This is a genomic window from Pseudomonas sp. p99-361 (assembly GCF_003935475.1).
In the GTDB taxonomy this organism is placed as follows: domain Bacteria; phylum Pseudomonadota; class Gammaproteobacteria; order Pseudomonadales; family Pseudomonadaceae; genus Aquipseudomonas; species Aquipseudomonas juntendi.
Genome location: NZ_RHQO01000080.1, coordinates 1 through 19,006 on the forward strand (window position 1 = coordinate 1; position 19,006 = coordinate 19,006).

Below are 19,006 nucleotides of genomic sequence, written 5' to 3' on the forward strand. Positions count from 1 at the left end.
GGGCGGCGCTCGATCTCACAGGCGCTGAAGATGCTCCGGCTACCCTTGCCAGGAACCATAGAATCTCCCACAGGGGCGTGGTGCATCAGACAAAGCAGAGCGAAAGCGACTCAGCAATATAAGCAGGCTTCTCTTCACCCTCGATTTCCAGCGTGGCAATCGCCTTGAGCAGCCACTGCCCCGGTCTTTTTTCGGTCACCTCGGCCAGGTCCACTTTCAGCCGCACCTGGCTGTTAACCTTGACCGGCTGGATGAAACGCACGCTGTCCAGCCCGTAGTTCACCACCATCTTCATGCCTTGCGGCAGCACCAGGATGTCTTCGATCAGCTTGGGGATCAGTGAAAGGGTCAGAAAGCCATGGGCAATTGTGCTGCCAAACGGGGTTTGCGCGGCCTTTTCCGGGTCGACATGGATGAACTGGAAATCGCCGGTGGCTTCGGCGAACAGGTTGATGCGCTGCTGGTCGATCTTCAGCCAGGCCGAGTGGCCCAGTTCCTTACCAACGTATTGCGAAAGCTCTGTAACCGGTACATAGGGCATCGCGGACTCTCCAGGTTGTCAGTTGGTACGAAAGTGCAAGATCAGCACGCTCGGCCATTGCAGTCAAGTTGTCCACTTTTTGGCGAATATCGATCTATAGCGCAGCGTGCTTATAATGACGCCATGCCCAAGGGAGATGCTTATGCTGTTGCGTGGTCTGACCTGGCTGGTGCTGTTCCAGCTGTTGGGAACGGCGATCAACCACCTGTTGCTGCCAGTTTTGCCGGGCCCGATTATCGGCCTGTTGCTGCTGTTGGGCTTCCTCATGGCCCGCGGCGAGGTTGGCAAACCCCTGAATGAGGCGGCCAGTAGCCTGCTGCGCTACCTGCCGCTGTTGCTGGTGCCGCCGGCAGTGGGGGTGATGGTCTATGCCCGGGATATCGCTGCCGACTTCTGGGCGATTGTCGGCGCCCTGCTGATTTCCTGCCTGCTGACCTTGGTTTTCGTCGGGGTGCTGATGCAGAAACTGATCCAGCGCCAGAGCAAGCGCGAGGAGCAGCCATGATGCTTGACTGGCAAGGCGCCCTGGATGCGGTCGTGCACCACCCTTTGTTTGGCATCGGTCTCACCCTGGCGGCCTACCAACTGGTGCTCGCCGGCTACGACAAGACGCGCTGGATCTTCCTGCAGCCGGTGTTGGTGTCGATGCTGCTGGTGATCGGCGTGCTGCTGGCGTGCGGCATCGACTACAGCGAATACCGCAACAGCACGCAAATCATGAATACCCTGCTGGGCCCGGCCACCGTGGCCCTGGCGGTGCCTTTGTACCTCAACCTGCGGCGCATCCGGCAGTTGTTCTGGCCCATCTTTACTACGCTGGTAGTCGGGGGGCTGTTTGCCACCCTGTGTTGCCTGCTGCTGGGCTGGTGGTTCGGTGCCGAGCACATGATCCTGATGACCATGGCGCCCAAGTCGGTCACCTCGCCGATTGCCATGCTGGTGGCCGAACAGATTGGCGGGGTCGCTGCCCTGGCAGCGGTGTTCGTGCTGATTACCGGGGTAATCGGCGCCATCTTCGGCCCGGCGCTGCTCAGCCGTGTTGGCGTGCACAGCCCGGAAGCCCGCGGCATGTCGCTGGGGGTGACGGCGCACGCGGTGGGCACATCGGTGGCCCTGCAGGAAAGTGACGAATGCGGCGCCTTTGCCGCGCTTGCAATGAGCCTGATGGGCGTAGCCACGGCGGTATTCCTGCCGTTGGCGGTGAGCCTGGTGGCCTGAGGACTGGTGATGACGCTACCGCTGTTTCCGCTCAATACCGTGCTGTTTCCTGGCTGCTTTCTCGACTTGCAGATTTTCGAGGCGCGCTACCTCGACATGATCGGGCGCTGCATGAAGCAGGGCGAAGGGTTTGGCGTGGTGTGCATCCTGGAGGGCGAGCAGGTGGGCAAGGCGCCGCCGACGGTCGCCTCGATCGGCTGCGAGGCGCTGATCCGCGATTTCGTACAGCAGGACAACGGCTTGCTGGGCATTCGCGTCGAAGGCGTGCGGCGCTTCAACCTGGACAGCACCGAGGTGCAAAAGGACCAGTTGCTGGTAGGGCAGGTGCAGTGGCTGGCCGAGCAGGCCGACAGCCCGTTGCTGGAAGCGGACGATGACCTGGTGGCGCTGCTGGTGGCCTTGGGTGAGCACCCGATGGTCGAGGCGTTGGACATGCCGCGCCCGCTGGACGGGCGCCAGGCGCTGGCCAACCAGCTGGCCTACCTGCTGCCGTTCATGGAAGAAGACAAGCTGGACCTGCTGAGCCTCGACTCGCCGCAGCAGCGGCTGGGCGAGATCCAGAAATTGCTGGAGCGGATTCAGGGCGAGCTGTTTGCCTGAGGTGAGAGTTGCCTGCGCCGGCCTGTTGGTAGCGGAGCCTGTGTAGTAGCGGCTTGCTCCATCGACAGGCCTGCAACATCAATAGTGATACCTGGCCAACGCCTGCGGCAGTGCGTGCATGGCAAAAAAGGCCAGCAGCGCCACGCAAGCCGGCAACACCAGCCACCATACCCGCTGCGGCAAGGCCGGCAGCGGCTGGCGGTACTGCACCAGGGTCAGGCTGAAGGCGCACACGCAGCAGGCCAGCAGGGCCCCGGCGAGGATATCGGTGGGCCAGTGAGCACCCAGGTAGACCCGCGACAGGGCAATCGCCAGCGCCGGAATGCAGCCCAGCAACACCCAGGTCAGGCGCATCCGCGGCGGCTGACCGCGCCCGGCCAGCACCGCCATCACCAGGAAGAAGGCAAACGATGCCGAGCTGTGCCCGCTGGGCATGCTGTAGCTGGTCAGCGGGTCGCTCAGTACCTCGGGCCGGGCACGGGCAAACAGCCATTTGAGGGTGCCATTGGCGATTGCCGTGCCCATCAGTGCGCCGCCGGCGAATACGGCGTGGCGCCATTGCCGGGCCAGTAGCAACAGGCCGGTCAGCAAGCCGCCCAGGAACAGTTGGGTTCTGAAGTCGCCCAGGCGGGTGACCAGGACCACGGTGCCATCGATGGCCTGGCTGCGGTGCTCCTGCACCAGGGTCATCACGCCTTGGTCGAATTCATGCAGGTACGGCCAGCCCAGAAAAATGCCGGCCAGGGCGAGCAGGCTCAAGCCGGCAACCAGCCGGGTGCCGTGGCGTTGATCGCGAATGCTGCTGTTCAGGCTCAGGCCAATCAGCACGGCCAGGCCGCCGGCGAGGATGCCGGCGTCCAGCCAGAAGCCCTCTGGCAAGGGCAGGCGCATGGCAGCCCCCGTGGCCCAGCCAGGCAGCAGGTAGGCCACCGACCAACCCGCGCCGGTCACCAGGCTGACGGCGATGAAGCGTGGCAGCGGCATGTCGAACATGCCGGCGACCATCGGCAGCATGGGGCGCAGCGGGCCGATGAAGCGGCCGACCAGCAGGCTGGCGATGCCGTAGCGCTGGAAGTAGGTTTCGGCACTGCCGATCCACTCCGGGTGATGGCGCAGCAGTGGCAGCCGGCGGATGTTCTGGTGGAAGTACTTGCCCACCGTGTACGACAGGGCGTCGCCCAGCAGCCCGCCGAGAAAACCCAGCAGCAAGGTCTCGCCCAGGCTGAAGGTGCCGCTACCGGCCAGTACCGCCACGGCGAACAGCAGCACCGTACCCGGCACGATGATGCCGGCGATGGCCAGGCATTCGACGCAGGCCACCAGGAAAATTGCCACGCCAAGCCACTGGGGGTTGGCGCTGAGCCAGCCGGTCAGGCTGTCGAGCCATTGGCCCATGGTCAGCTTCCTTGTTCGAGAATGAAGAAATCGCGACCTTCGACTTGGCCGCGGCGCAAGGGGTTCCGCGTGCAGAAACGCGCGTACTCGGCATCGACGAAGCGGTATGGCAGGTGCTCGTCGCGCCCGTGCGGGATACCCAGGCGGGTGGCCTGGATCACCTTCGGCACGGGGCTGCCACAATCCTCCACATACAGGCGCTCGGCGTCGAAGCGCCGGGCATCCCACTGTGGCACTTTCAAGCCCAGGGCGCGGCACAGCAGCGTTTGCCCGGCGCACAGGCGTTCCGGAGGGCGCAGCTTGCCACTGGCATCGGGGTTGTTCAGTTGCATCTGGGCCAGGCTGTTGGGGCCCGAGCGGGCGTCCTGCCAAGGATAGGCGGACTTGATGAGCACTGCGTTGCCAGGGCCGTGGGCGCTGAAGTTCAGCGAGTCGCCGCCGCGCGCGTAGTACATGTAGATATGCCCGCCATCGAGGAACAGCGCCTTGCGCTTCTCGGTGTAGCCGAGTGAGGCATGGCTGCCTTTGTCGGTGAGGTAGTAGGCCTCGGTTTCGATGATACGCGCCGCCAGCCACAGGTCGCCCTGGCGATGGCGGATGACCTTGCCCAGCAGGGCTTTGGCCAGGGTTTGGGCGTCGCGGTCGAAAAAGCTGTCGGGCAGGGCTGGCATGCGGGCTGTTCGCTATCTGGGGACGCCGGATAATAGCAATGAATGGCTTAATCGAGGCTGAATCGAGTGTGGTGTTAGGCGGGGCCGGCCCTTTCGCGGGCATGCCCGCTCCCACAGGTACTGCATGGCCCAAGGCCTTGTGAAATCCCTGTGGGAGCGGGCGCGCCCGCGAAAGGGCCACAGCAGGAGAGTGATTTCGATAAGAGCGGTTACATCTTTCCTGCATATTGCCCAGGCCATTTTCGACCATCCGCCACCCACCGCTGGGCGTATACCTGCGCGGCAGTTATAATCAGCCGATTTCCCCTTCGCCAAGACACCGAACCCATGACTGAGTCCGTTCTTGACTATATGACCCGCCTGGGTCGCGCTGCCCGCGAGGCGTCCCGGGTCATCGGCCGTGCCAGCACTGCGCAGAAGAACCGCGCCCTGTTGGCCGCCGCCGATGCGCTGGATGCTGCCCGCGCCGAGCTCACCGCTGCCAACGAACTGGACCTGGCCGCCGGCCGTGCCAATGGCCTGGAGCCTGCGCTGCTGGACCGCCTGGCGCTGACCCCGGCCCGCATCGACGGCATGATCACCGGCCTGCGCCAGGTGGCCAGCCTGCCGGACCCGGTGGGCGCCATCCGGGACATGAGCTACCGCCCATCGGGCATCCAGGTCGGCAAGATGCGTACGCCACTGGGGGTGATCGGGATCATCTACGAGTCGCGCCCCAACGTGACCATCGATGCCGCCAGCCTGTGCCTGAAGTCGGGTAACGCCACCATCCTGCGTGGCGGCTCCGAAGCCATTCATTCCAACCGCGCCATCGCCACCTGCATCCAGCGTGGCCTGGCCGCTGCCGACCTGCCGGCCGCGGTGGTCCAGGTGGTCGAAACCACCGACCGCGAGGCCGTGGGCGCGCTGATCAGCATGCCTGCGTTCGTCGATGTCATCGTCCCCCGTGGTGGCCGTGGCCTCATCGAGCGCATCAGCCGCGATGCCCGCGTGCCGGTGATCAAGCACCTGGACGGTATCTGCCACATCTATGTCAGCCAGCATGCCGACCTGGACAAGGCCTGGAATGTGGCATTCAACGCCAAGACATACCGCTACGGCATTTGCGGGGCCATGGAAACGCTGCTGGTCGACCAGCAGGTGGCCGAGCGCTTCCTGCCGGAGATGGCCCGCCGCTTCCGGGACAAAGGCGTGGAACTGCGGGGTTGCGAGCGCACCCAGGCACTCATCGACGCCAAACCGGCTACCGAAGACGACTGGCACACCGAGTACCTGGACGCGATCCTGGCAATTCGCGTGGTCGACGGCCTGGACCAGGCTATCGAACACATCAATCACTATGGCTCGCACCATACCGACTCGATCATCAGCGAACACCAGGGCGAAGCCCGCCAGTTCATGGCGGAGGTCGATTCGGCATCGGTCATGCTCAACACCCCAACCTGTTTCGCCGATGGCTTCGAGTACGGGCTGGGCGCGGAAATCGGCATTTCCACCGACAAGCTGCATGCCCGCGGCCCCGTCGGCCTGGAGGGGCTGACCTGCGAAAAATACGTCGTCATCGGTGACGGCCAGTTGCGCGGTCAGGGGTCCTGCTGAGTTGAGCAAGGCCCAGGCAGTCCGACGCATCGGCATTCTCGGCGGAACGTTCGATCCGGTGCACATCGGCCACCTGCGCAGCGCGCTGGAAGTGGCCGAGTTCATGGGGCTGGACGAACTGCGCCTGCTGCCCAATGCCCGGCCGCCGCACCGCGATACCCCGCAGGTGGCCGCGCAAGACCGCCTGGCCATGGTGCGCGAAGCGGTACAGGGGGTGGCCTGCCTGAGCGTCGACGCCCGTGAGCTCGAGCGTGACAAGCCGTCGTACACCATCGACACGCTGGAGTCGGTCCGTGCCGAACTGGCCGGTAACGACCAGTTGTTCCTGGTGCTGGGCTGGGATGCCTTCTGTGGCTTGCCCAACTGGCACCGCTGGGAAGAATTGCTGCAACACTGTCACATTCTGGTGCTGCAACGCCCGGATGCCGACGTAGAACCCCCTGACGAGCTGCGCAACCTGCTGGCTGCGCGCTCGGAGAGCGATCCCACCGCCATGTCCGGCCCGGCGGGAAATATTTCGTTCGTCTGGCAGACACCGCTTGCGGTGTCGGCTACACAGATCCGACAGCTGCTGGCCAGCGGCAAATCGGTGAGGTTCCTGGTGCCGGACGCCGTACTGGCCTATATCGAGGCGCACGAACTGTATCGTGCGCCCAACTGACGGCGCCCCTGGCGCCTCATCCAACGAGTTGAACGAGTTTTATATGACCAAGCAGAAAATTTACGGCGAAGAACTGGTCGCAGTGACCAAGGCCGCGCTGGAAGACGTGAAAGCCCAGGACATCCAGGTCATCGACGTGCGCGAAAAGCACAGCCTGACCGATTACATGATCATTGCCACCGGTACCTCCAACCGCCAGATCAACGCCATGGCCGAAAAGGTCCGTGAAGCCGTCAAGGCCAAGGGCGCACAGCCTCTGGGCGAAGAAGGCAAGGGCGACAGCGATTGGGTGCTGCTGGACCTGAACGACGTCATCGTGCACATGATGACCGCCGCTGCGCGCCAGTTCTACGACCTGGAGCGCCTGTGGCAAGGCGCCGAGCAAAGCCGTGCTGCCGATGGCAAGCACCACAGCCCGGACCATGCCCACGAGTACTCCGACAAGCTCAAAGACCGCGAATAAGGGCAGCGCCGTGCGTTTGCGCCTGATTGCGGTCGGCTCGCGCATGCCGAAGTGGGTCGAGGAAGGCTGGCATGAATATGCCAAGCGCCTGCCCACCGAGCTGTCGCTGGAGCTGGTGGAAATTCCGCTGAACACCCGTGGCAAGAATGCCGACGTCGCCCGCCTGATCCGTCAGGAGGGCGAGGCCATGCTGAGCAAGGTGCAGCCCGGGGAACGCATCGTTACCCTGGAGGTCCATGGCAAGCCCTGGAGTACCGAGCAACTGGCGGGCGAGCTGGATCGCTGGCGGCTGGACGCGCGCACGGTCAATTTGATGGTGGGCGGCCCGGAGGGCCTGGCGCCTGAGGTTTGCGCGCGCGCCGAGCAACGCTGGTCGCTGTCGCCGCTGACCCTGCCACACCCGTTGGTAAGGATACTCATCGGCGAGCAGATCTACCGCGCCTGGACCGTGTTGTCCGGGCACCCTTACCACAAATGAGCCTGTAAGCCGTCCGATGTCGCAGCCGATCCGTCTCAAGGACCACGAGAAAGACGCCCGCCTGGTGCGTAACCGCGTCGTGGTCGGCGCAATCGCGGTGGTGCTGCTGGTGTGCGTGCTGATCGCGCGGCTGTACTACCTGCAGATCATCCAGTACGACTACCACTCCACGCTGTCGGAGAACAACCGGGTGCATGTGCAGCCGATCCCGCCGACCCGCGGGTTGATCTTCGACCGTAACGGCGTGATCGTGGCCGACAACCGGCCCAGTTTCAGCCTGTCGATGACCCGCGAACGCGCGGGGAACTGGCAGGAAGTACTGGACACCATCGTCGAAGTGCTGGAATTGACCGAAGACGACCGCGCCCTGTTCGAGAAGCGCATGCGCCAGGGCCGCCGGCCGTTCGAGCCGGTGCCGATCCTGTTCGAGCTCAACGAAGAACAGATTGCCCGGGTGGCGGTCAACCAGTTCCGCCTGCCGGGTGTCGAGGTGGTCGCGCAGCTGGTGCGGCATTACCCACAGGGGGCGCACTTCGCCCACTCGGTGGGTTACGTGGGGCGGATCAACGAGAAAGAGCTGAAAACCCTCGACCCGGTGAACTACAGCGGTACCCACCATATCGGCAAGACCGGCATCGAGCGCTTCTACGAGGATGCGCTGCACGGCCAGGTCGGTTACGAGGAAGTCGAGACCAACGCCCGCGGCCGCGTGCTGCGGGTGCTCAAGCGCACCGACCCCAAGCCGGGCAAGGACATCGTGCTGAGCCTGGATATCAAGCTGCAGGAAGCCGCCGAGGCCGCCCTGGGTGGCCGCCGGGGCGCCGTGGTGGCGCTGGACCCGCGCACTGGCGAGGTTCTGGCCATGGTCAGCCAGCCAAGCTTCGATCCCAACCTGTTCGTCACCGGCATCAGCTTCAAGGCGTATGCCGAGTTGCGTGATTCGATCGACCGGCCGCTGTTCAACCGCGTGTTGCGCGGCCTGTACCCGCCGGGCTCCACCATCAAGCCGGCGGTGGCGATTGCCGGCCTGGACAGCGGTGTGGTCAACGCCAGTAGCCGGGTATTCGACCCTGGCTACTACCAACTGCCCAACTACGACCACAAATACCGTAACTGGAACCGCTCGGGTGATGGCTGGGTCGACCTGGACACCGCGATCATGCGCTCCAACGACACCTACTTCTACGACCTTGCCCACAAGATGGGCATCGACCGGCTGTCCAGTTACATGAACAAGTTCGGCATCGGCCAGCGGGTATCCCTGGACATGTTCGAGGAATCTGCCGGGCTGATGCCATCGCGGGAATGGAAGCGCGCCACCCGCCGCCAGGCCTGGTTCCCGGGTGAAACCCTGATTCTTGGCATTGGCCAGGGCTACATGCAGGCGACGCCGTTGCAACTGGCCCAGGCCACTGCGCTGATCGCCAACAAAGGCGTATGGAACCGCCCGCACCTGGCCAAGACCATCGAAGGCCAGCCGCCGGTGGACGAAAACCCCATGGCGAACATCGTGCTGCGGGACAAGTCGGACTGGGCCAAGGTCACCCATGGCATGGAGCAGGTGATGCACAACGCCCGCGGTACCGCACGCAAGGCCGCCCTCGGTGCCCAATACCGCATCGCCGGCAAGAGCGGTACCGCCCAGGTGGTGGCGATCAAGCAGGGTGAAAAGTACGACCGTAACAAACTTCAGGAGCGCCACCGTGACCACGCCCTGTTCGTTGCCTTCGCTCCGGCCGAAGCCCCGAAAATCGTGGTATCGGTGATGGTCGAGAACGGCGAGTCCGGTTCGGGTGTTGCGGCACCGGTGGTCCGCCAGATCATGGACGCCTGGCTGCTCGACGAAAATGGCCGTCTCAAGCCCGAGTTCGCGCCTGCTACCGCTACCCAGGAATCAGCCCTGTGATGAACAATTTCGATCGCATGCTCTCCAGTGAGGATGTGATGCGTCGGCGCGCCAGCTTCCTGCAGCGCATTCATGTCGACGGCCCTTTGCTGATCATTCTACTGACCCTCGCCGCCGGCAGCCTGTTCGTGCTGTATTCGGCCAGCGGCAAGAACTGGGACCTGCTGCTCAAGCAGGCGACCTCGTTCGGCATCGGTCTGGTGTCGATGTTCGTCATCGCCCAGCTGGAGCCGCGCTTCATGGCCCGCTGGGTGCCGCTGGCCTACCTCACCGGGGTGCTGCTGCTGGTGGTGGTGGACGTGATGGGCCATAACGCCATGGGCGCCACGCGCTGGATCAACATCCCGGGGGTGATCCGCTTCCAGCCCTCGGAATTCATGAAGATCATCATGCCGGCGACCATTGCCTGGTACCTGTCCAAGCGCACCTTGCCGCCGCACCTGAAGCACGTGGCCATCAGCCTGGTGCTGATCGGCGTGCCATTCATTCTGATCGTGCGCCAGCCCGACCTGGGCACCGCACTGCTGATCCTGGCATCGGGCGCCTTCGTGCTGTTCATGGGTGGCCTGCGCTGGCGCTGGATCCTCAGCGTACTGGCAGCGGCGGTGCCGGTGGCGGTGGCGATGTGGTTCTTTGTCATGCACGACTACCAGAAGCAGCGGGTACTGACCTTCCTCGACCCGGAAAGCGACCCGCTGGGCACCGGCTGGAACATCATCCAGTCCAAGGCGGCAATCGGTTCGGGCGGGGTGTTCGGCAAAGGCTGGCTGCTCGGCACCCAGTCGCACCTGGACTTCCTTCCGGAAAGCCATACCGACTTCATCATCGCCGTGCTCGGCGAGGAGTTCGGCCTGGTCGGTATCTGCCTGCTGCTGATCGTCTACCTGCTGCTGATCGGCCGTGGCCTGATGATTACCGCCCAGGCCCAGACCCTGTTCGGCAAGCTGCTGGCGGGTAGCCTGACCATGACCTTCTTTGTCTACGTATTCGTCAATATCGGCATGGTCAGCGGCCTGCTGCCCGTAGTGGGCGTGCCGCTGCCCTTTATCAGCTATGGCGGAACATCCTTGGTAACGCTGCTGTCAGCGTTTGGCGTTCTCATGTCGATCCATACGCACCGAAAATGGATCGCACAGGTTTGAAAAAGGTGAACAATTTGATGCAAGCAGTGCGTAACTGGGCTGCCCGTTGTGCGCCGTGGGTCGGCGCGGTGGGCCTGTTCGGCGCTGTACAGCTGGCCCATGCCGGCGACTATGAGGGTTCGCCACAGGTGGCCGAGCTGGTTGGCGAAATGAGCCGTGACTACGGTTTTGCCCCGGAGCAACTGATGGGGGTGTTCCGTGAGGTGCAGCGCAAGCAGTCGATTCTGGATGCCATCTCGCGCCCTGCCGAGCGGGTAAAGCCGTGGAAGGACTACCGGCCGATGTTCATCACCGATGCGCGCATTGCCCGTGGGGTGGACTTCTGGCGCCAGCACGAGGCTGTGCTGGCGCGCGCCGAGCAGGAATACGGGGTGCCGGCGCAATATATCGTCGCGATCATCGGGGTCGAAACCTTCTTCGGCCGCAACACCGGCAACTACCGGGTGATCGATGCCCTGTCTACGCTGGGCTTCGACTACCCGCCGCGCGCCGAGTTCTTCCGCAAGGAGCTGCGCGAGTTCCTGCTGCTGGCGCGCGACGAGCAGCTGGACCCGTTGACCCTCAAAGGCTCCTACGCCGGTGCCATGGGCCTTCCACAGTTCATGCCGAGCAGTTTTCGCAACTACGCGGTGGACTTCGACGGTGACGGCCACATCAACATCTGGAACAACCCGGACGATGCCATTGGCAGCGTGGCCAACTACTTCAAGCGCCACGGCTGGGTAGCCGGCGAAGGCGTGGTCAGCCGCGCCTGGGTAGAAGGTGCGCGCGCCGACGAAGGCCTGACCACCGGTATCGAGCCGGTCAAGACCGCGGGGGAGTTGCGCGCGCTTGGCTGGTCGGTTCATGATTCGCTGCGCGATGATCTGCCGGTTACGGCCTTCCGGCTCGAAGGCGACAATGGCCCCGAGTACTGGATGGGGCTGAAGAACTTCTACGCGATCACTCGCTACAACCGCAGCGTGATGTATGCCATGGCGGTGCATCAGCTCGCGGAACAGCTGGTTCAAGTACGGGGCGTCAAGTAATGCGCGCAATCATCTCTGCACACTCTTTCAAGCTGCTCACCTGCCTCGCCGTTGGCCTGGTGCTGGCCAGTTGCTCTTCCAACCGCGCGGCCCCGCAAAAAAGCAGCGGCAACGTGGTACGCAGCCAGCCGGGCCTGGACATCAACCGGGCACACAAGGATGGCGCGCCGTGGTGGGACGTGGATGTGAACAAGATCCCCGACGCCACGCCAACCGTGCACACCGGTAACTACAAGGCCAACCCCTACACGGTGCTGGGCAAGACCTACTACCCCATGCAGGACTCGCGCAACTACCGCGCCGAGGGTACCGCGTCCTGGTACGGCACCAAGTTTCACGGGCAGAACACCGCCAATGGTGAGCTGTACGACCTGTACGGCATGAGTGCCGCGCACAAGACCTTGCCGCTGCCGGCCTATGTGCGCGTGACCAACCTGGCCAACGGCCGTAGCGTGATTCTGCGGGTCAATGACCGTGGGCCGTTCTATTCCGACCGCATCATCGACCTGTCCTATGCCGCAGCGAAGAAGCTCGGTTATGCCGAAATCGGCACCGCACACGTGCGCGTCGAGGGCATCGACCCGCAGCAATGGTGGGCCCAGCGTGGCCAGACGCCACCGATGGTGCTGAAGGAGCCCCAGGTGGCCCAGACCCAGGCGGTGCCGGCCACGACCGGGCGGGTCGAGCAATGGACGCCGCCGCCGCAGCAGCACGCGGCGCCGGTGGTGCCGGTACAGGTAGGGGGCAACAACGTACCGGGTGGCAAAGGCGGCAGCTTCCTGCAGGTGGGTGCCTTCGCCAACCCGGATGCCGCCGAACTGCTGCGCTCCAAGCTCAGCACCATGGTCAGCGCGCCTGTGTTCATCAGCTCGATCGTGCGTAACCAGCAGACCCTGCACCGCGTGCGGCTGGGGCCGATCGGCAGCCAGGGCGAGATCCAGCAAGCCCAGGACAGCATCCGCCTGGCGAACTTGGGGCAGGCCAAGCTGGTCACAGACTGAGCTCAGCTACAAGCAACCGGCTGCAAGCTGCAAGAAGACCCTGCGCCCACCCGCTTTGTCTTTCGGCTTGCAGATTGAAACTCTTGCTGTCGGTTTTGTCATGAACTGCCGGGCTCGGCCATGTACAATGTCGGCTTTTGCCCGCAGCGACATAAAGCCGCACTGTAGCGGGCCAGGCCTCTGGCCATAAAACTAGACTGACTGGCGCTGGGCGCATGATGTTGCCCAGGGAACATCAGACCATTAGCGATTTTCGAGAGACGGATGAACATCACCAACCTTGCCAAACGACTTTGCCTGCCTGTACTGCTGCTGATCACGCCTGCTGCCTTCGCGGCCGAGCAGATGACACCGGCACCACCGCAACTGGCAGCCAAGTCCTACGTACTCATGGACGCGTCCAGCGGCAACGTGCTGGTCGAAAACAACGGTGACGAGCGCCTGCCGCCAGCCAGCCTGACCAAGCTGATGACCGCCTACATCGCCACCCTGGACATCCGCCGTGGCCAGATCGGCGAGAACGACCCGGTTACCGTCAGTGAAAACGCCTGGCGTACCGGCGGTTCGCGCATGTTCATCAAGGTTGGCAGCCAGGTCACCGTCAGCGACCTGCTGCACGGCATCATCATCCAGTCCGGCAACGATGCCTCGGTCGCCCTGTCCGAGCACATCGCCGGCAGCGAAGATGCCTTCGCCGACATGATGAACAAGACCGCGGCCGACCTGGGCATGACCAACAGCCACTTCATGAACCCGACTGGCCTGCCGAACCCGGACCACTACTCGTCGGCCCATGACATGGCGGTACTGGCCCGGGCGATCATCAACGTCGACCCGGCGCACTACGCCATCTATTCGCAGAAAGAGTTCTTCTGGAACAACATCAAGCAGCCTAACCGCAACCTGCTGCTGTGGCGTGACAAGACCGTCGACGGCCTGAAAACCGGCCACACCGAAGAAGCAGGCTACTGCATGGTGGCTTCGGCGGTACGCGATGGCCAGCGCCTGATCGCGGTGGTGTTCGGCACCAACAGCGAACAAGCGCGTGCTGCCGAAACCCAGAAGCTGCTGACCTACGGCTTCCGCTTCTTCGAAACCCAGACCTTCTACCAGAAGGGCACCGAGCTGACCCAGGCGCCGGTGTGGAAGGGCGCCACTGGCCAAGTCAAGGCCGGCCTGGCCGACGACCTGACCATGACCATGCCTAAAGGCCAGCTCAAGCGCCTGGTCGCCACGATGACCATGAACCCGCAGCTCACCGCGCCAATCGCCAAAGGTGACGTGATCGGCAAAGTGGAAGTCAAACTGGACGAGAAAGTGGTTCACAGCGCCGACCTGATCGCCCTCGATGGCGTCGAGGAAGGTGGTTTCTTCCGCCGTATGTGGGATAGCATCCGTCTATTCTTCTACGGGTTGTTCAACTGATACGTGACCTGCACACCCCCGCGCATCACGCGGGGGTGTTGTTGCCACGGCTTACGAGGCCGTTTCCGCCATGAGCGAACCAGACGTCAAGTCGCACAAGATCGAATTCCCTTGCGCCGATTACCCGATCAAAGTCATCGGTGACACCGTTGTCGGCTTCAAGGACACGGTTATCGAGATTCTCAGCAAGCACGCCAAAGTCGACCTTTCCACCCTGGCCGAACGCCAGAGCAAGGAAGGCAAGTACACCACCGTGCAACTGCACATCGTTGCCGAAAGCGAGAACCAGCTGCACGATATCAACAGCGCCCTGCGCGCTACCGGTATCGTGAAAATGGTGCTCTGATGCCCGCCTGCCTCGGTTTTCGCGAGCTTGGCCTGCAGCCCTACCAACCGGTGCTGGAGGCCATGCGGCGCTTCACCGAGCAGCGCAGCCCGGCCAGCCAGGATGAAATCTGGCTGGTCGAGCACCCTGCGGTCTTTACCCAGGGCCAGGCCGGCAAGGCCGAGCACCTGCTGGTGCCGGGTGACATCCCGGTGGTGCAGACCGACCGCGGCGGCCAGGTGACCTACCATGGCCCCGGGCAGTTGGTGGCCTACCTGCTGCTGGATGTACGCCGGCTGGGTTTTGGTGTACGTGAGCTGGTCAGCCGTATCGAGCAGACCCTCATCGACCTGCTGGCCAGCTATGGCGTGCAGGCTTCAGCCAAGCCCGATGCGCCGGGCGTCTATGTCGATGGAGCGAAAATCGCCTCCCTCGGCCTGCGAATTCGCAACGGCCGTTCGTTTCACGGCCTTGCCCTGAACGTGGACATGGACCTTGCGCCATTCCGCCGAATCAACCCCTGCGGTTATGCGGGGCTGGCGATGACCCAGCTACGTGACCTGGCAGGCCCGATCGAACTCGACGAGGTCAGGACAAGGCTGCGCGGACAGCTGGTCAAGCACCTCGACTACGCTGAGCAGACGACCCTCACGGGCGGAATCGACTGAATATGACAACTGTGCAAGAAGCCGTGCCCAACCTGATACCTACCCAGGATGCCACCCCGCGCCCAGCGCCGAAGAAGGTGGAAGCCGGGGTCAAGCTGCGTGGCGCCGAGAAGGTGGCGCGCATCCCGGTGAAAATCATCCCGACCGACGAGTTGCCGAAAAAGCCCGACTGGATTCGCGTGCGTATCCCAGTCTCGCCGGAGGTCGACCGCATCAAGCAACTGCTGCGCAAGCACAAGCTGCACAGCGTGTGCGAGGAAGCTTCCTGCCCGAACCTGGGTGAGTGCTTCTCGGGCGGCACCGCCACCTTCATGATCATGGGTGACATCTGCACCCGTCGTTGCCCGTTCTGCGACGTAGGCCACGGCCGGCCGAAGCCGCTGGACCTGGACGAGCCGAAAAACCTGGCGGTCGCCATCGCTGACCTGCGCCTGAAGTACGTGGTGATCACTTCGGTAGACCGCGACGACCTGCGTGACGGTGGTGCCCAGCACTTTGCCGACTGCATCCGCGAAATCCGCGCGCTGTCGCCAGGCGTGCAACTGGAAACCCTGGTGCCGGACTACCGCGGGCGTATGGACGTGGCACTGGAAATCACTGCGCAAGAGCCGCCGGATGTGTTCAACCACAACCTCGAAACCGTGCCGCGCCTGTACAAGGCCGCGCGCCCGGGCTCTGACTACGACTGGTCGCTGGACCTGTTGCAGAAGTTCAAGCAGTTGGTGCCGCATGTACCCACCAAGTCGGGCCTGATGCTGGGCCTGGGTGAAACCGACGAAGAAGTGATCGAAGTGATGCACCGCATGCGTGAGCATGACATCGACATGCTTACCCTCGGTCAGTACCTGCAACCGTCGCGCAGCCACCTGCCGGTGCAGCGTTTCGTGCACCCCGACACCTTTGCCTGGTTCGCCGAGGAAGGCTACAAGATGGGCTTCAAGAACGTGGCTTCCGGCCCGCTGGTGCGCTCTTCGTACCATGCCGACCAGCAGGCGCACGAAGCCAAGATCAAGCTCTGAGCCTGGCTGAAACACAAATGCCGATGCTTGCCGAAAGGGCAGCATCGGCATTTTTTTTTGTGGCCGACAAGCCCTAAGCTACACGCGACAAGTTGTTTGGAGCTGCATGATGAATTGTGTCGATAGCGTTCACCTCCACCTGCCCAAGGCAACCCCGCAGGACGCCTGCTTCGCCATCATTGCCCCGGCGGGCGCGGCGCGGCTGGACCCGGGCAAGGTCAGCCGGTGGTTCGCTGAACGCGGTTACCGGTGCCGCATCTTCCCAGGTGCCCTGCAGGCCCAGGGCTATCTGGCAGGGCCCGACCAGCAGCGTTTGCAAGACCTGCATGATGCCTTTGCCGACCCAGACATCGACGCCATTCTGTGCATGCGTGGCGGCTATGGCAGCATGCGCCTGCTCGACCAGCTGGATTTCCAGCTGATACGGCACAACCCCAAGCCGCTGATTGGCTACAGCGATATCACGGCGCTGCATACGGCCCTTTATCGGCATGCCGGGCTGATCACGTTCCATGGCGGGATGCTCAATGCCGACTTGCTCGGCGGCAAGCTGGCGCCGACCGAGTCGTCTTTGCTGGCCCAGCTGGGTGGGCGTGTGCGCGCAGGGGAGCAGATTGCCCACCCAGCGGGCTATGCCATGAGCACGGTGCTGCCGGGGGTTGCCAGCGGGCGTTTGCTGGGTGGCAACCTGTCGATGCTGGGCGCGACGCTTGGCACCGTGGCCGAGCTGGATACCGAGGGCTGCATCCTGTTTATCGAAGACGTCAACGAGCCGCTGTACCGGGTAGACCGGCTACTGACGCAGTTGCGCCTGGCGGGCAAGCTGGTGGGCGTGAAAGGCGTGCTGGTAGGGGATTTTGCCGGGATTACCACGGCGGCGTTGACGCCATTGCTGGAGGAAACTTTCGGGCCCTTGGGGGTGCCGGTGCTGGCGGGGTGGCGCAGTGGGCATTGCGACCCGAATGTGTGCTTGCCGCTGGGGGCTCGGGTACGGCTGGACAGTGTTCAGCAGAGCTTGGTGTTGGAGCAGGATGTGTTCAAGGCTTGAGATAGCCGGGGCTGCTTTGCAGCCCTTTCGCGACACAAGGCCGCTCCTACAGGGATCGCGTTACACCAACGTACCGCAACCCACAGCTACCTCACTGGCTACGCAGGCTCTCAAGCAGCTTATGGGTCGGGTAACCATCCGCCGGCCACCCCAGCCCTTGCTGGGCATTGCGTATGGCCTTGCGGGTGTTGGCGCCGATAATGCCATCGGCATGGCCCGCATCATACCCACGGCCGTTAAGCAGGTTCTGCAACTCCACGCGTTCGCTGCGGCTCAGCGGCAAGTCTTCCTTCGGCCAGCTGCCGGCAATGAAGCCCCAGCCGCTGAAGCGGTCGGCCAGCAGGCTCACCGCCAGCGCATAGGACGATGAGTTGTTGTACTTGAGGATGGCGCGGAAGTTATCCAGTACCAGGAACGCCGGGCCACGCGCACCTGCTGGCAGCAGCAACGCGGCAGACAGCTGGTTGCTGCCCGCTGGCAATTGGGTACCGGTTGGCAGCTTCACACCCATTGCCAGCCACTCGCTCACCGGCCTGCGCAACGCGCCATCGGCCTGCCAGAAATCGAAACCTGGCGGTACCTGCACCTCGAAGCCCCACGGTTGGCCACGCTTCCAACCCGAGCTTTGCAGGTAGTGCGCGGTCGAGGCCAGGGCGTCGGGGGTGCTGTTCCAGATGTCGCGGCGGCCGTCGCCGTCAAAGTCCACGGCATGGGTGTTGTAGGTGGTCGGGATGAACTGGGTCTGGCCCATGGCGCCAGCCCACGAGCCACGCATGGCCTCAGGCTGAATGTCGCCATGCTGGATGATCTGCAGGGCGGCGATCAGCTGGTCCTGGGCGAACTGCGGGCGACGGCCTTCATAGGCCAGGGTCGCCAGCGAGCGGATCACCGACTTGTTGCCCTGGAACTGGCCGAAATTGCTCTCCATGCCCCACACCGCCACCAGCACCTGGCGGTCAACGCCATAGCGTTGCTCGATGCGGGTCAGCAGTTCGGCGTTCTGCTCCAGCAACCGCTTGCCATTGCGCACGCGCAAAGGGGACAGCGCGCCTTCGAGGTATTCCCACACCGGGCGGCTGAACTCAGGCTGGCTGCGGTCGGCCTTGATCACGTCCATGTCGGGGGTAACCCCGAGGAAGGCGCGGTCGAAGATGCTGGGCGAAATACCTGCTTGCAAGGCTTGTTCGCGGAAACCCGCTTGCCACTGGGCGAAGGTTTGCAAAGGCTGGATTTCAGTGCTGGCGTCTGGCGTTGCACCGGGCACGGTTACCACGGGCGCAGGTTGCGCAGGGGCCAGCGGCAGCGCGTCGGCGGCGGTAGGTTTTTCCGCGCAGGCAACCAGCAGGATGAAGCTGGAGGCCGCGATCAGCTGGCGGGTTTCCCAACGGGGAGAAAGACGGAAGAGCATGCACAGATCCAGAATTGCAGGTCAGGTGCTGACCATATCATGCCTGCGCGCGCGATGCTTTCATGCCGCCAAAAAGTAGGAAGCCTCCCAATCTCTCGATTGGAAGGCTTCGCGGCGGTAGCTGCCTTTGCCTTTTTCCGGTTGTTCCTGGCGGCAGCGGAACAGCGGTTGGGCAATGATCGACTTGGCCTTGTTGGGGCCGTGCTTTTTCGGCTTTTTGCTCATGGCGGGGTTCCCGTGGTGGGTGGGTTTCGGGGCGCACTTTAGGGCCCAGGGGCGATGTGGGCCAATTGATTGTGTATATGGTTCACAGGCCCTATCGCTGGCAAGCCACACAGGGATCGCCTTAGGGCTGACAGGTGTTTGCCACAAGGTATGGCAGCGCCTGTTAGAGCGAGCGCCGCCCGCGC

Annotated in this window: 21 protein-coding genes; 16 read left to right on the plus strand and 5 right to left on the minus strand. The window is 63.5% G+C overall.

Features of this window, described 5'->3' with window-relative positions; all coding sequences use genetic code 11:
• Nucleotides 1-85: 85 nt before the first annotated feature.
• Complete coding sequence (locus EGJ22_RS22845) at nt 86-541, minus strand: MaoC family dehydratase (protein WP_029885804.1); 456 nt, start codon at nt 539-541, stop codon at nt 86-88.
• A 142-nt stretch (nt 542-683) separates the two neighbouring features.
• Here EGJ22_RS22845 and EGJ22_RS22850 point away from each other — a divergent pair, with 142 nt between their 5' ends.
• The 3 genes from EGJ22_RS22850 to EGJ22_RS22860 are packed head-to-tail and all read left to right on the plus strand — an operon-like array spanning nt 684 to nt 2,359.
• Nucleotides 684-1,046, plus strand: coding sequence for a CidA/LrgA family protein (locus EGJ22_RS22850; RefSeq protein WP_029885805.1), 363 nt, complete (start codon nt 684-686; stop codon nt 1,044-1,046).
• A complete protein-coding gene (locus tag EGJ22_RS22855; RefSeq protein WP_029885806.1) occupies nt 1,043-1,759 on the plus strand; it encodes an LrgB family protein in 717 nt (238 codons plus the stop codon). Before EGJ22_RS22850 ends, EGJ22_RS22855 begins: the two co-directional genes overlap by 4 nt.
• A 9-nt stretch (nt 1,760-1,768) precedes the next feature.
• Nucleotides 1,769-2,359 (plus strand): LON peptidase substrate-binding domain-containing protein, encoded by a 591-nt coding sequence (locus tag EGJ22_RS22860; RefSeq protein ID WP_009685818.1) that lies wholly within the window; start codon nt 1,769-1,771, stop codon nt 2,357-2,359.
• Between the two features lie 78 nt (nt 2,360-2,437).
• Here the strand turns inward: EGJ22_RS22860 and EGJ22_RS22865 are convergent, their stop codons facing one another.
• On the minus strand, nt 2,438-3,754 hold the full coding sequence (locus EGJ22_RS22865; protein WP_125920413.1) for a bifunctional DedA family/phosphatase PAP2 family protein: 1,317 nt from the start codon (nt 3,752-3,754) through the stop codon (nt 2,438-2,440).
• A 2-nt stretch (nt 3,755-3,756) separates the two neighbouring features.
• The gene (locus EGJ22_RS22870; protein ID WP_029885808.1) at nt 3,757-4,425 is read right to left on the minus strand and encodes a DNA-3-methyladenine glycosylase; all 669 of its coding nucleotides are present in this window, start codon (nt 4,423-4,425) and stop codon (nt 3,757-3,759) included.
• A 327-nt stretch (nt 4,426-4,752) separates the two neighbouring features.
• Between EGJ22_RS22870 and EGJ22_RS22875 the strand changes: the two genes are divergently transcribed.
• The 13 genes from EGJ22_RS22875 to EGJ22_RS22935 all read left to right on the plus strand — a co-directional run bounded on the left by EGJ22_RS22875 (nt 4,753) and on the right by EGJ22_RS22935 (nt 17,188).
• The gene (locus tag EGJ22_RS22875) at nt 4,753-6,024 is read left to right on the plus strand and encodes a glutamate-5-semialdehyde dehydrogenase (protein WP_029885809.1); all 1,272 of its coding nucleotides are present in this window, start codon (nt 4,753-4,755) and stop codon (nt 6,022-6,024) included.
• 1 nt (nt 6,025) lies between these two features.
• On the plus strand, nt 6,026-6,685 hold the full coding sequence (nadD, locus tag EGJ22_RS22880; protein WP_009685824.1) for a nicotinate-nucleotide adenylyltransferase: 660 nt from the start codon (nt 6,026-6,028) through the stop codon (nt 6,683-6,685).
• Between the two features lie 43 nt (nt 6,686-6,728).
• The gene (gene rsfS, locus EGJ22_RS22885) at nt 6,729-7,148 is read left to right on the plus strand and encodes a ribosome silencing factor (RefSeq protein WP_009685825.1); all 420 of its coding nucleotides are present in this window, start codon (nt 6,729-6,731) and stop codon (nt 7,146-7,148) included.
• 10 nt (nt 7,149-7,158) lie between these two features.
• Nucleotides 7,159-7,626: a 23S rRNA (pseudouridine(1915)-N(3))-methyltransferase RlmH gene (gene rlmH / locus EGJ22_RS22890; protein WP_054906038.1), complete on the plus strand. Its 468-nt coding sequence runs from the start codon at nt 7,159-7,161 to the stop codon at nt 7,624-7,626.
• 16 nt (nt 7,627-7,642) lie between these two features.
• Nucleotides 7,643-9,532: a penicillin-binding protein 2 gene (gene mrdA, locus EGJ22_RS22895; protein WP_029885811.1), complete on the plus strand. Its 1,890-nt coding sequence runs from the start codon at nt 7,643-7,645 to the stop codon at nt 9,530-9,532.
• Between the two features lie 38 nt (nt 9,533-9,570).
• Nucleotides 9,571-10,674, plus strand: a complete 1,104-nt coding sequence (rodA, locus tag EGJ22_RS22900) for a rod shape-determining protein RodA (RefSeq protein WP_009685828.1) — start codon at nt 9,571-9,573, stop codon at nt 10,672-10,674.
• Between the two features lie 17 nt (nt 10,675-10,691).
• Nucleotides 10,692-11,702, plus strand: a complete 1,011-nt coding sequence (gene mltB, locus EGJ22_RS22905; protein ID WP_009685829.1) for a lytic murein transglycosylase B — start codon at nt 10,692-10,694, stop codon at nt 11,700-11,702.
• Entirely contained in the window at nt 11,702-12,703 is a 1,002-nt protein-coding gene (locus EGJ22_RS22910; protein ID WP_029885813.1) for a septal ring lytic transglycosylase RlpA family protein, read from the plus strand. Before mltB ends, EGJ22_RS22910 begins: the two co-directional genes overlap by 1 nt.
• Nucleotides 12,704-12,967: 264 nt before the next feature.
• Entirely contained in the window at nt 12,968-14,128 is a 1,161-nt protein-coding gene (locus EGJ22_RS22915) for a D-alanyl-D-alanine carboxypeptidase family protein (RefSeq protein WP_009685831.1), read from the plus strand.
• 70 nt (nt 14,129-14,198) lie between these two features.
• Entirely contained in the window at nt 14,199-14,474 is a 276-nt protein-coding gene (locus EGJ22_RS22920) for a DUF493 domain-containing protein (RefSeq protein WP_009685832.1), read from the plus strand.
• Nucleotides 14,474-15,121, plus strand: coding sequence for a lipoyl(octanoyl) transferase LipB (gene lipB / locus EGJ22_RS22925; protein ID WP_009685833.1), 648 nt, complete (start codon nt 14,474-14,476; stop codon nt 15,119-15,121). Before EGJ22_RS22920 ends, lipB begins: the two co-directional genes overlap by 1 nt.
• 2 nt (nt 15,122-15,123) lie before the next feature.
• Nucleotides 15,124-16,140, plus strand: coding sequence for a lipoyl synthase (gene lipA / locus EGJ22_RS22930; protein WP_009685834.1), 1,017 nt, complete (start codon nt 15,124-15,126; stop codon nt 16,138-16,140).
• 109 nt (nt 16,141-16,249) lie between these two features.
• A complete protein-coding gene (locus EGJ22_RS22935) occupies nt 16,250-17,188 on the plus strand; it encodes an LD-carboxypeptidase (protein WP_029885814.1) in 939 nt (312 codons plus the stop codon).
• 91 nt (nt 17,189-17,279) lie between these two features.
• Here EGJ22_RS22935 and EGJ22_RS22940 read toward each other — a convergent pair whose 3' ends face one another.
• Entirely contained in the window at nt 17,280-18,596 is a 1,317-nt protein-coding gene (locus EGJ22_RS22940; RefSeq protein WP_029885815.1) for a lytic murein transglycosylase, read from the minus strand.
• Nucleotides 18,597-18,656: 60 nt separating this feature from the next.
• The gene (arfA, locus tag EGJ22_RS22945; protein ID WP_009685838.1) at nt 18,657-18,821 is read right to left on the minus strand and encodes an alternative ribosome rescue factor ArfA; all 165 of its coding nucleotides are present in this window, start codon (nt 18,819-18,821) and stop codon (nt 18,657-18,659) included.
• Nucleotides 18,822-19,006: the final 185 nt, after the last annotated feature.

Coding starts and splice junctions, on each gene's coding strand:
- lipA (WP_009685834.1), top strand. CDS start 15,124: ATGACAACTGTGCAAGAAGCCGTGCCCAACCTGATACCTACCCAGGAT.
- EGJ22_RS22855 (WP_029885806.1), top strand. CDS start 1,043: ATGATGCTTGACTGGCAAGGCGCCCTGGATGCGGTCGTGCACCACCCT.
- rodA (WP_009685828.1), top strand. CDS start 9,571: ATGCGTCGGCGCGCCAGCTTCCTGCAGCGCATTCATGTCGACGGCCCT.
- EGJ22_RS22910 (WP_029885813.1), top strand. CDS start 11,702: ATGCGCGCAATCATCTCTGCACACTCTTTCAAGCTGCTCACCTGCCTC.
- EGJ22_RS22870 (WP_029885808.1), bottom strand. CDS start 4,425: ATGCCAGCCCTGCCCGACAGCTTTTTCGACCGCGACGCCCAAACCCTG.
- rsfS (WP_009685825.1), top strand. CDS start 6,729: ATGACCAAGCAGAAAATTTACGGCGAAGAACTGGTCGCAGTGACCAAG.
- EGJ22_RS22940 (WP_029885815.1), bottom strand. CDS start 18,596: ATGCTCTTCCGTCTTTCTCCCCGTTGGGAAACCCGCCAGCTGATCGCG.
- EGJ22_RS22875 (WP_029885809.1), top strand. CDS start 4,753: ATGACTGAGTCCGTTCTTGACTATATGACCCGCCTGGGTCGCGCTGCC.
- EGJ22_RS22850 (WP_029885805.1), top strand. CDS start 684: ATGCTGTTGCGTGGTCTGACCTGGCTGGTGCTGTTCCAGCTGTTGGGA.
- EGJ22_RS22935 (WP_029885814.1), top strand. CDS start 16,250: ATGAATTGTGTCGATAGCGTTCACCTCCACCTGCCCAAGGCAACCCCG.
- EGJ22_RS22920 (WP_009685832.1), top strand. CDS start 14,199: ATGAGCGAACCAGACGTCAAGTCGCACAAGATCGAATTCCCTTGCGCC.
- mrdA (WP_029885811.1), top strand. CDS start 7,643: ATGTCGCAGCCGATCCGTCTCAAGGACCACGAGAAAGACGCCCGCCTG.
- lipB (WP_009685833.1), top strand. CDS start 14,474: ATGCCCGCCTGCCTCGGTTTTCGCGAGCTTGGCCTGCAGCCCTACCAA.
- EGJ22_RS22845 (WP_029885804.1), bottom strand. CDS start 541: ATGCCCTATGTACCGGTTACAGAGCTTTCGCAATACGTTGGTAAGGAA.
- mltB (WP_009685829.1), top strand. CDS start 10,692: ATGCAAGCAGTGCGTAACTGGGCTGCCCGTTGTGCGCCGTGGGTCGGC.
- EGJ22_RS22860 (WP_009685818.1), top strand. CDS start 1,769: ATGACGCTACCGCTGTTTCCGCTCAATACCGTGCTGTTTCCTGGCTGC.
- EGJ22_RS22865 (WP_125920413.1), bottom strand. CDS start 3,754: ATGGGCCAATGGCTCGACAGCCTGACCGGCTGGCTCAGCGCCAACCCC.
- EGJ22_RS22915 (WP_009685831.1), top strand. CDS start 12,968: ATGAACATCACCAACCTTGCCAAACGACTTTGCCTGCCTGTACTGCTG.
- arfA (WP_009685838.1), bottom strand. CDS start 18,821: ATGAGCAAAAAGCCGAAAAAGCACGGCCCCAACAAGGCCAAGTCGATC.